At 66.0% G+C, this 11469-nt stretch carries 6 protein-coding genes; all 6 read left to right on the top strand.

Features of this window, described 5'->3' with window-relative positions; genetic code table 11:
• Positions 1–21 precede the first annotated feature (21 nt).
• Entirely contained in the window at positions 22–1719 is a 1698-nt protein-coding gene (locus AC1VWL_RS09565) for a DUF5597 domain-containing protein (protein ID WP_482986511.1), read from the top strand.
• A 55-nt stretch (positions 1720–1774) separates the two neighbouring features.
• Positions 1775–4642 carry a TIM-barrel domain-containing protein gene (locus AC1VWL_RS09560; protein WP_482986510.1) on the top strand — a complete coding sequence of 956 codons (2868 nt, stop codon included), beginning with the start codon at positions 1775–1777 and terminating at the stop codon, positions 4640–4642.
• Between the two features lie 97 nt (positions 4643–4739).
• Positions 4740–7121 carry a glycoside hydrolase family 95 protein gene (locus AC1VWL_RS09555; protein ID WP_482986521.1) on the top strand — a complete coding sequence of 794 codons (2382 nt, stop codon included), beginning with the start codon at positions 4740–4742 and terminating at the stop codon, positions 7119–7121.
• Positions 7122–7149: 28 nt separating this feature from the next.
• Entirely contained in the window at positions 7150–8643 is a 1494-nt protein-coding gene (xylB, locus tag AC1VWL_RS09550; RefSeq protein WP_482986509.1) for a xylulokinase, read from the top strand.
• Positions 8644–8681: 38 nt separating this feature from the next.
• Complete coding sequence (xylA, locus tag AC1VWL_RS09545) at positions 8682–10016, top strand: xylose isomerase (protein WP_482986508.1); 1335 nt, start codon at positions 8682–8684, stop codon at positions 10014–10016.
• Positions 10017–10057: 41 nt separating this feature from the next.
• Complete coding sequence (locus AC1VWL_RS09540; protein WP_482986507.1) at positions 10058–11467, top strand: sugar porter family MFS transporter; 1410 nt, start codon at positions 10058–10060, stop codon at positions 11465–11467.
• Positions 11468–11469: the final 2 nt, after the last annotated feature.

Here is an 11469-nt window from a genome sequence, read left to right as displayed (position 1 = left end):
ATGAAGCAAAAGGAAACGACCATGAAGTTGACGTCCCGACGTTCCGCGCCGGTCACCGGTGGCCTGCTCGCAACCGCGATGGCATTGCTGTTGGCTGCCTGTGGCAGCGCCAACCCGGACGCACCCGCTGCGCAAGGTGGCGAAGCCAAGACTGCAGCCGCGGCCGCGGCCGCGGCCACTGCAGCGGACCTGCCGCGCGTGGTCACCGAGAATGGTCGCCATGCCTTGTTCGTCGATGGCAAGCCGTTCCTGATCCTTGGCGCGCAGGTCAACAACTCCAGCAACTACCCGCAGGCGCTGGACGACGTATGGCCGGCCATCGACATCCTCAAGCCGAACACGGTGATGGTGCCGGTGGGCTGGGAACAGGTGGAAGCCAAGGAGGGCGAGTTCGATTTCTCCTTCGTCGATACCCTGCTGGAGCAGGCCCGCGAAAAGAAAGTGCGGTTGATCCTGTTGTGGTTCGCCACCTGGAAGAACAACGGCCCGAACTACGCGCCGGAGTGGGTGAAGCTGGACAACCAGCGCTTCCCGCGCGTGATCACCGCCGACGGCCGCACCCTCAACTCGTTGTCGCCGCATGCACCGGCAACCCTGGAGGCCGACCGCAAGGCCTTCGTGCAGCTGATGCGTCACCTCAAGGCCAAGGACCCGCAGCACACCGTGATCATGGTGCAGCCGCAGAACGAGCCGGGTACCTATGGCAGCGTGCGTGACTTCTCGCCGCTTGCGCAGAAGGATTTCGATGCAGCCGTGCCCGAGGCCTTGCTGAAGAAGCTGGGCAAGCAGCCGGGGACGTGGCGCGACGTGTTCGGGGCCGATGCCGACGAGTTCTTCCATGCCTGGCATATCGCCCACTTCATTGACCAAGTGGCTGCTGCCGGCAAGGCCGAGTACAACCTGCCGATGCTGGTCAATGCAGCATTGCGCGGCCCGTTCAACCCGGGCCAGCCCGGGCAGTACGCCAGCGGTGGCCCCACCGACAACGTGCTGGACGTGTACAAGGCAGCAGCGCCGAACATCGACCTGTTGGCGCCGGACATCTACATGCCCGAGTACACGATGTACACCACGGTGCTGGAGCGCTATTCGCGCGCCGACAATCCGCTGTTCGTCGCCGAGACCGGCAACCGCGAGGAGTACGCGCGTTACTTCTTCTCCGCGTTGGGTCACCAGGCCATCGGCTGGTCGCCGTTCGGCATCGACTACTCCAAGTACTCCAACTATCCACTTGGCGCACGGGCCATGAACCCGGAGACGCTGGAGCCGTTCGCGCTCAACTATCGGCTGGTGGCGCCGGCTGCCGGGGTGATCGCCAAGGCCAGCTTCGAGGGCAAGGTCCGCGCCACCGCCGAGCAGCCAGGGCAGGCCGTGCAGACCCTGAAGATCGACGACAAGTGGAACGCGGTGATCACCTATGGCGTGCCGCAGTTCTGGTTCCAGGGCGAGCCGCCGGGCAATCCCGAGCCGATTGGCCGGGCGCTGGTGGTGCAGTTGGCTGCGGATGAATTCCTGGTCACCGGTGCGCACGCGCGCATCAGCCTGGTGGCGGCCGATCCGGCGGTTGCCGAGCGGCAGATCTACCACTCGGTGGATGAAGGCACCTATGTCGACGGCGAGTGGAAGTTCCGCCGCCGCTGGAACGGTGACCAGACCGATTACGGCCTCAATTTCTCCAGCGCACCGCAGTTGCTGCGGGTGAAGCTGGCCACGTACTGAGCAGTCGCATACAGCAAGGCGCCAGCCAGGCGCCCCAACGGAGGGAGATCCAATGATGTTGCAGAACAAGCACGCGCGGCTGCGCACCAGCCTGCTGGCACTGGCCGTGGCCGCCGCCATGGCGCCGCTGGCCGCATCGGCACAGACCGTGGAGCGCCAGGCCGATGGCGTGATCGTGCGCCCGGCCGATGCCAAGGCCGCCGATGTGCGCCTGCAGTTGGTGGACGACCGCATCGTGCGCGTCAGCGCGGACGTGGATGGTGATTTCCAGCGCAGCCCCAGCCTGATGCGGGTGGCCAACAGTGTGCCGGTGCCGGCATTCGAGCTCAGCCAGGACGCCAGCGCCGTGACCCTGAAGGCCGCGGGTATCTCCGCGCAGGTAGCCCTGGCCGATGGCCGCGTCAGCTTCTTCGATGCCGCCGGCAAGCCGCTGCTGGCCGAGTCAAGCGCAACCCGCGACTTCAGCGCCGAGCAGGTTGAAGGCAAGCCGATGTACAGCGTGCGCCAGCGCTTCGATTCGGTCGAAGGCGAAGCGCTGTACGGCACCGGCCTGCACCAGCAGGGCTGGATGAACCTCAAGGGCCGCGATGTTGAACTGCTCCAGCACAACATCGACAACGCCATTCCCTACCTGATCTCCAGCCGCAACTACGGCATCCTCTGGGACAACAACTCGATCACCCGTTACGGCGATCCCAAGGGCCTGCGACCGCTGCAGGAAGACCTGGTGGTCTATGACGCGCAGGGCAAGCCGGGTGCATTCACCGCGACCTATTCGTTCGATGGCCAGCAGCGTGTGGTGCGTCGCGAGAACGAGATCAACTACCAGTACATCAAGGACCTGAAGGCGCTGCCTGCCGACGGTTGGAACAAGGCCCAGGGCGGCCGTACCCAGGTGGTGTGGGAAGGCGCCATCGAAGCCAGGCAGGGCGGTCGCCACACGTTCTCGATGTACAACAGCGAGTACGCCAAGGTCTACATCGACGGCAAGCTGGTGATCGACCGCTGGCGCCAGAACTGGAACCCGTGGCACCACGAGTTCGCGCTGGACCTGCAGCCGGGCCAGAAGCACCAGGTGAAGGTGGAATGGGACGCGATCGATCCGGCCTATATCGCGCTGCTGCATCGCGACCCGCTGCCCGCCGCCGAGGCCAATGATCTTTCGATCTGGTCCGAAGCCGGGCAGATGATCGACTACTACGTGGTTGCCGGCAGCAATGCCGATGAACTGATCGCTGGCTACCGCGAACTGACCGGCAAGGCCGTGCTGCTGCCGAAGTGGTCGTATGGCTTCTGGCAGAGCCGCGAGCGCTACAAGACCCAGGACGAGCTGACCGGTGCGCTGGACGAGTACCGCCGCCGCAAGCTGCCGATCGACGCCATCGTGCTCGACTGGTCGTACTGGCCGGAAGACGCCTGGGGCTCGCACGACTTCGACAGCAAGAACTTCCCCGACCCGACCGGCATGATCAAGCACGTGCACGACCAGAACGCGCAGATCATGATTTCGGTGTGGCCGAAGTTCTACCCGACCACCGCCAACTACAAGGAACTGGACGCCGCCGGAGCCATGTACCACCGCAACGTCGAAGTCGGCGAGCTGGACTGGATCGGCAAGGGCTACCTGAATTCCTTCTACGACCCCTACTCGCAGAAGGGCCGCGATATCTTCTGGCGGCAGGTCAACGAGAAGCTCAACAGCCGTGGCATCGATGCCTGGTGGCTGGACGCCTCCGAGCCGGACCTGCACAGCAACATCGACATCGGTGAGCGCAAGGCACGCACCACGCCGACCGCGATCGGTTCCTCGGTGGAGTACTTCAACTCCTATCCGCTTGTGCATTCCGAAGGCGTGTACGAAGGCTCGCGCGAGGTCGATCCAGACAAGCGCGTGTTCATCCTCTCGCGTGCCTACTTCGCCGGCCAGCAGCGCGCCGGTGCGGCGTTCTGGAGCGGTGACATCGTGCCGCGCTGGGACGACATGCGTGAGCAGATCTCCGGCCTGGTCAATGCCTCGATGGCCGGTGCACCGAACGTCAGCTTCGACATCGGTGGCTTCTCGCCGGAGCAGCGCTTCATCGACAAGGACCCGGCGCACCTGCCGGAGTGGCGCGAGATGAGCCTGCGCTGGTTCCAGTACGGCGCCTTCGTACCGGTGTTCCGCCTGCACGGCCAGTTCCCGTACCGCGAGATCTGGGAAATCGCCCCGGAAGGCTCGGCGCACTACAACAGCTTCGTCCACTACCTGAAGCTGCGTTACACGCTGCTGCCTTACATCTACACCCTGGCCGGTGATACCTGGCAGAAGGACGGCACCATCCTGCGCGCGATGGCGATGGACTTCCCGGCCGACCCCAAGGTGCGTGACATCGCCGACCAGTACCTGTTCGGCCCGGCCTTCCTGGTTGCGCCGGTGACCGAGTTCAAGGCCACCAGCCGCCAGGTCTACCTGCCGGCCGGCACCAGCTGGATCGACTTCAACACCGGCGAGCGTCATGCCGGTGGCCAGACCATCACCGCCGCCGCACCGCTGGAGCGCAGCCCGCTGTTCGTGCGTGCCGGCTCCATCGTCCCGCGCACCGTGGTCCAGCAGTACGTCGACGAGCAGCCCAACGCACCGGTCACCATCGAGGTCTATACCGGCGCTGACGGCAGCTTCTCGCTGTACGAGGACAACGGCCGCAACTATGGCTACGAGCGTGGCCAGTCCAGCCGCATCGCGCTGCAGTGGGACCAGGCCAAGGGCGTGCTGAGCATCGGTGCGCGCGAGGGCAGTTACCCGGGCATGCAGGACAAGCGCGAGCTGCGCGTGCGCTGGGTCGATGGCCCGCGTGACGGCATCGGCACGCTGGAGCCCAAGGCCGACGTGGTGGTGCGTTACGACGGCAAGGCGCAGGCCATCACCCGTCCGGCTGCCCGCTGACAGCGACAGCCAAGTTCGGCATTATGGAAACCGGTGGACATTTGAGTCTGGGAGGGCCGGAATGAACGCTGCAAACGGTCCTGTCCCGGTCGTCGGGATGACCACTGAAAGCGCCGGGCTGGCACAGCCCGGCCGCCGTGCGCTGTTCAAGGGCGCGGCGGCCGCGTTGGCCGTCGGCAACCTGCCGCTGGCCGGCGTGCTGCAGGCGGCGACGTCGGAAGCCGCGGCGTCGGCCGCCGACCTGCTGTGGTACCGGCAGCCGGCGCGCAGCTGGGTGGAGGCCTTGCCGCTGGGCAATGGCCGGCTTGGTGCAATGGTGTTCGGTGGCGTCGCCAACGAGCGCCTGCAACTCAATGAAGACACGCTCTACGCCGGTGGCCCGTACAGCGCGGTCAACCCGCGTGCGCGCGACAGCGTGCAGCGCGTGCGTGAGCTGGTCTTCGCCGGTGACTATGCCGCCGCCGAGGCGCTGGCCAACGAGACGCTGATCTCGCGGCCGGTCAAACAGATGCCGTACCAGCCGCTGGGCAACCTGTGGCTGGAGTTCCATCGCCTGGAAGGCATCAGCGATTACCGCCGCGAGCTGGATCTGGATGCGGCCATTGCCCGCACCACGTTCCGCGCCGGTGCCGGCCTGCATCGCCGCGAGGTGTTCATCTCGCCGGTCGATCAATGCCTGGTGTTGCGCTACACCGTGGAAGACGGTGAGCCGATGGGTGGCTTCATCCGCACCGCCAACGAGCACGCAACCAGTACGACGGCCACCGACGATGGTTGGCTGGTCAGCGGTCACAACGTGTCGCGCGACGGTGTGCCCGGCAAGCTGCGTTTTGCGTTCCGTGTGCAGGTACGCCACGTTGGCGGCAAGCTGCGTATCAACACCGATCACATCGCCTTCGACGGCGTGCGTGAGCTGGAACTGCGACTGGTCGCCGCCACCAGCTTCCGCGCCTTCGATGACGTCGGCGGCGATCCGGAAGCGATCACCGCCGCACAGTTGTCCAAGGCGGCAGGCAGAAGCGCCGCGCAGCTGCGCGCCGATCACCTGGCCGAACACCAGCGCCTGTATCGGCGCATGCGTCTGGACCTGGGCCGCACTGGCGCCGCCGAAAAGCCTACCGACGAACGCATCGCGGCTTTTGCCAGCGGTGATGATCCGGCACTGGTCGCGCTGTACCACGCCTATGCCCGTTACCTGTTGATCTGCAGCTCGCGTCCCGGCACCCAGCCGGCCAACCTGCAGGGCATCTGGAACGATCTGATGGACCCGCCGTGGGAGAGCAAGTACACGCTCAACATCAACACGCAGATGAACTACTGGCCGGCCGAAGCGGCGGCCTTGCCCGAATGCGTGGAGCCCTTGCAGCGGATGATCGGCGAACTGGCCCGCAGCGGCGCGCTCACCGCGCAGCAGATGTACGGCGTCGATGGCTGGGTGGTGCACAACAACACCGACTTGTGGCGCGTCAGCACGCCGCCCGATGGCGCGCAGTGGGCGCTGTGGCCGACCGGTGGCGCATGGCTGCTGCAGCAGCTGTGGGACCGCTGGGACTATGGCCGCGACCCGGCTTACCTGCGCCAGGTCTGGCCGCTGTTCAAGGGCGCGGCACTGTTCTTCGTCAACAGCCTGCAGCGCGAGCCGAACACCGGCCACCAGGTCACGGTGCCGTCGATCTCACCGGAGAACCAGCATCCACACGGCGCGGCGATCTGCGCCGGGCCGACCATGGATGCGCAGTTGCTGCGCGACCTGTTCGGCCAGTGCATCGAAGCCGCTCGCCTGCTCGATACCGATCACGCCTTCGCCGCACAACTGGACACGCTGCGTGCGCAGCTGCCGCCGAACCGGGTCGGCCGCGCCGGCCAGCTGATGGAATGGCAGCAGGATTGGGACATGCAGGCGCCGGAGCTGCACCATCGCCACGTCTCGCATCTGTACGGCCTGCACCCGTCCAGCCAGATCAACCGCCGCGACACACCCGAGCTCAGCGCCGCCGCACGCCGCACCCTGGAACTGCGCGGTGACGAAGCGACCGGCTGGGGCATCGCCTGGCGCCTGAACCTGTGGGCGCGGCTGGGCGAAGGCCAGCGTTGCCTGCAGATCCTGCGCCTGCTGCTGGCACCGCAGCGCAGCTATCCAAACCTGTTCGACGCACATCCGCCGTTCCAGATCGACGGCAATTTCGGTGGCGCCGCCGGCATCGTCGAGATGCTGGTGCAGAGCTGGGGCGGGGCGGTGTTCCTGCTGCCTGCGCTGCCGGCCGAACTGGCGCAGGGCACCTTGCAGGGCGTGCGTGTGCGCAATGCCGGCGTGCTCGACCTGCAGTGGAGCGCAGGCCGCCTGCAGCAGGTCAGCCTGCTGGCCGAACGCGGCGGCGCCTTCAACCTCGTTTACCAAACCCACGAACTGAAACTGGACCTGCGTGCCGGCCAGCGCATCACCGCGCAGCTGCACGACGGTCAATGGAGTCTTGCATGAGTCACCTTGCTTCCCGTTGGTGCGCGGCATGAGCATCGTCGCCGGTATCGACGCGGGCACGCAGAGCCTGAAAGTCGTGGTCTACGACGCCGCGCAACGGCAGTTGCTGGCCACGGCCAGCGCACCGCTGCAGCTGCACAGCGCCGATGACGGCAGCCGCGAGCAGGATCCGGCAGCGTGGGTCGCGGCGATGGAGGATTGCTTCGCCCGCATCGACCCGCAGCTGCGCCAGCAGGTGCAGGCGCTGGCGGTGTCGGGCCAGCAGCATGGCTTCGTCGCGTTGGATGCGGACGGCAAGGTGCTGGCCCCGGCCAAGCTGTGGTGCGACACCAGCAGCAGCGCCGAATGCGCGCAGATCATGGACGCGGCCGGCGGCGCGCAGCGCTGCATTGAACTGGCCGGCAACCCCATCCTTGCCGGCTACACCGCCTCCAAGCTGCCATGGACGGCCAAACACCGGCCGGATGCCTACGCAAAGCTGGCGCATATCCTGCTGCCGCACGACTACCTGAACTTCGTGCTGACCGGCCAGTACTACTGCGAGCACGGCGATGCCTCGGGCACCGGCTGGCTGGATGTGCGCACGCGCCAGTGGTCGCCGGAACTGCTGAAGGCGACCGACGCCAACCGTGATCTCGCTGCCTGCCTGCCGCCGCTGGTGGACGCCGATGCCCTGTTTGATATCGCGCCCGTGGCTGCAGCACGCCTGGGCTTGCCGGCCACGGTGAAGGTTGGTGCAGGCGGCGGTGACAACATGATGGCCGCGATTGGCACCGGCTGCGTTGCGCCGGGCAAGCTGGCGATGAGCCTGGGCACGTCGGGCACCTTGTTTGCCAGCTCCGATGTGCCGGTGGTGGATGCCGGTGGCGCATGGGCGGCATTCTGTTCGTCCAGCGGCGGTTGGTTGCCGCTGATCTGCACGATGAACTGCACCGTGGTCACCGAGCAGGTGGCGCGCATGTTCGGTTTCAGCAGTCGCGATGGCGATGCGCATATCAATGCGACCACACCGGGCGCCGATGGGCTGGTGATGCTGCCTTTCCTCAATGGCGAGCGCACCCCCGACCTGCCGCTGGGCAAGGGTGTGCTGGCTGGCCTGGACGCCACCACCATGAATCCCTCGCACTTCTACCGCGCGGCGATGGAAGGGGCGACCTATGCACTGAAGTACGGCTTTGATGCCTTCGTCGGCGCCGGCATGCGCTTCGACCGCATCGTGCTGACCGGTGGCGGCAGCAACAGCGCTGCCTGGCGGCAGATGGTCGCCGATGTGTTCGGCCTGCCGGTGGAAGTGCCGCAGCAGTCCGAAGGCGCCGCATTCGGTGCCGCCCTGCAGGCGCTGTGGGCATTGCAGCGCAGCGCCGGCAACGACGCATCCCTGGCCACACTCGCGGCCGCCCATGTAACCCCCGAAGCCGCAGCCACTGCCACGCCCGACGGCGCGCGCAGCGCGGCCTATGCGCTGGCCTACCAGCGCTACCTGCAACACCTGCACGCCGTCATGCCGCTGTACCGCGGTTGATTCTTTCCCCGTAGTTTGTCGACACAGGAATTCGCACCATGAGCAAGCAGCCCTTCATCGGCGCCACCGAGTATTTCCCCGGCATCGGCCAGATCCCGTTCGAGGGTCGCGACTCGGACAACCCCTTGGCGTTCAAGGTCTATGACGCGGACAAGCTGGTCGGTGGCAAGAGCATGCGCGAGCACCTGCGCTTCGCCGCCTGCTACTGGCACACCTTCTGCAACGCCGGCGCCGATCCGTTCGGCCCGGGCACGCGCCGCTTCCCGTGGGAGAAGGGCGACGCCATGGCCACCGCCGAGGCCAAGGTCGATGCTGCGTTCGAGTTCTTCACCAAGCTCGGTGTGCCTTACTACTGCTTCCACGATGTCGACGTGGCGCCGGACGCCGATGACATCGGCACCTACGAAAAGAATCTCAAGCACGTGGTGGCGCTGGCCAAGCAACGCCAGCAGGCGACCGGCACCAAGCTGCTGTGGGGCACTGCCAACCTGTTCTCGCACCCGCGCTACATGAACGGCGCGGCGACCAACCCGGATTTCAACGTGGTCAGCCGCGCCGCAGTGCAGGTCAAGGCCGCGCTGGAAGCCACGGTTGAACTGGGCGGCGAGCATTTCGTGTTCTGGGGTGGCCGCGAAGGGTATGCCAGCCTGCACAACACCAACATGAAGCGCGAGCTCGAGCACTTCGCACGCTTCCTCAGCGCCGCGCGCGACTACGGTCGCAGCATCGGCTTCACCGGCAAGTTCTTCATCGAACCCAAGCCAATGGAGCCGATGAAGCACCAGTACGACTTCGACTCGGCAACCGTCGCCGGCTTCCTCAAGGCCAATGGCCTGCAGGATGACTTCATGCTCAACATCGAGGCCAACCACGCCACGCTGTCCGGCCACACCTTCGAGCACGACCTGCAGGTCGCCTCCGATCACGGCCTGCTCGGCAGCATCGATGCCAACCGTGGCAACGCGCAGAACGGCTGGGACACCGACCAGTTCCCGACCGACCTGTACGACACCGTCGGCGCGATGCTGGTGGTGCTGCGCCAGGGCGGCCTGGTTGGCGGCCTGAACTTCGATGCCAAGCCGCGCCGCGAATCCACCGACATGGAAGACCTGTTCATTGCCCACATCGGTGGCATGGATGCGTTCGCACGCGGTCTGGAAGTGGCCCACGGCCTGCTCAATGATTCGCCGTGGGAACAGTGGCGCGCACAGCGTTACGCCAGCTTCGATGCCGGCGCCGGCAAGGACTTCGCCAGCGGCAAGCTGGGCCTGGCCGACCTGGCCAAGCTCGCGGCCGGCAACGGCGAACCGCTGCAGGCCAGCGGCAAGCAGGAGCGCTACGAGAACCTGCTCAACCAATACCTGCTGCGCTGAGCACCAGGCCGACGACATAACCAGACAAAGAGGGTGAGGGGATGGGGCAGTCAGCAGCAAACAAGGAAAACACCGCGCTGATCGTATTGATCAGCGTGGTGGCGACGATAGGCGGGTTCCTGTTCGGTTTCGACAGTGGCGTGATCAACGGCACCGTCGATGGCCTGAAGCAGGCCTTTGGTTCCACCGAGGCACAGCTGGGCTTTGAAGTGGCCTCGATGCTGCTGGGCTGTGCGATCGGCGCGTTCTTCGCCGGCCGCCTGGCCGATCGGCTGGGCCGGCGCTCGGTGTTGATCATCTCGGCGGTGCTGTTCCTGCTGTCGGCCCTGGGTGCCGGCGGTGCGCACAGCTCGCTGGTGTTCATCGCCGCGCGCGTGGTCGGTGGTTTCGCGGTGGGTGCGGCCAGCGTGATGTCGCCGGCCTATATCGCCGAGGTTGCACCGGCGCGTTACCGCGGTCGGCTGGCCACGGTGCAGCAGATCGCGATCATCTCCGGCCTGTTCATCGCCTTCCTCAGCAACTACCTGCTGGCCAAGGCCGCTGGCGCCTCGACCGAGCCGCTGTGGGCCGGCCAGGCCGCATGGCGCTGGATGTTCTGGATGCAGGCGATCCCGTCGCTGCTGTTCCTGCTGCTGTTGTTGTTCATCCCGGAAAGCCCGCGCTTCCTGGTGGTCAAGCGCCGCAAGGATGAAGCACTGGCCGTGCTGACCCGTTTGTTCGGTGCCGAGCAGGCGCAGGCCACGCTGGGTGAGATCGACGCGTCGTTGTCGCAGGACCACCACCGCCCGCAGCTGTCGGATCTGGTCGACAAGGCCACCCGCAAGATCCGCCCTATCGTCTGGGTGGGTGTTGGTCTGGCGGTGTTCCAGCAGCTGGTCGGCATCAACGTGGTGTTCTATTACGGCGCGGTGCTGTGGCAGGCGGTGGGCTTCTCGGAAAGTGATGCGCTGCTGATCAACGTGCTGTCCGGTGCGCTCAGCATCGGTGCCTGCATCGTCACCGTGCTGCTGATCGACAAGATCGGTCGCAAGCCGCTGCTGTGGATCGGCTCCAGCGGCATGGCGGTATCGCTGGGACTGGTGGTCTACGCCTTCGCCAGTGGTTCGATGGTGGAAGGCCACCTGCAGCTGCCCGGCCACATGGGCACGCTGGCGCTGGTCGCGGCCAATGCCTACGTGGTGTTTTTCAACGTGTCCTGGGGCCCGGTGATGTGGGTGATGCTGGGCGAGATGTTCCCCAACCAGATCCGTGGTTCGGCGCTGGCGGTTGCCGGTGCGGCGCAGTGGACGGCGAACTTCATCGTCACGGTGACCTTCCCGATGCTGCTGGCCGGCATTGGTCTGGCATCGACGTACAGCATCTACCTGGTATCGGCGGTGATCTCGGTGTTCTTTGTTATCAAGTTCGTGCGTGAGACCAAGGGTCGTTCGCTCGAGCAGATGGAGGGTTGAGG

This window comes from Stenotrophomonas sp. STEN063, assembly GCF_056854515.1.
The sequence above is the reverse complement of the archived record's forward strand: the minus strand, read 5'-3'. Positions and strand labels throughout refer to the sequence as shown.

Coding starts and splice junctions, on each gene's coding strand:
- AC1VWL_RS09565 (WP_482986511.1), top strand. CDS start 22: ATGAAGTTGACGTCCCGACGTTCCGCGCCGGTCACCGGTGGCCTGCTC.
- AC1VWL_RS09560 (WP_482986510.1), top strand. CDS start 1,775: ATGTTGCAGAACAAGCACGCGCGGCTGCGCACCAGCCTGCTGGCACTG.
- AC1VWL_RS09555 (WP_482986521.1), top strand. CDS start 4,740: ATGACCACTGAAAGCGCCGGGCTGGCACAGCCCGGCCGCCGTGCGCTG.
- xylB (WP_482986509.1), top strand. CDS start 7,150: ATGAGCATCGTCGCCGGTATCGACGCGGGCACGCAGAGCCTGAAAGTC.
- xylA (WP_482986508.1), top strand. CDS start 8,682: ATGAGCAAGCAGCCCTTCATCGGCGCCACCGAGTATTTCCCCGGCATC.
- AC1VWL_RS09540 (WP_482986507.1), top strand. CDS start 10,058: ATGGGGCAGTCAGCAGCAAACAAGGAAAACACCGCGCTGATCGTATTG.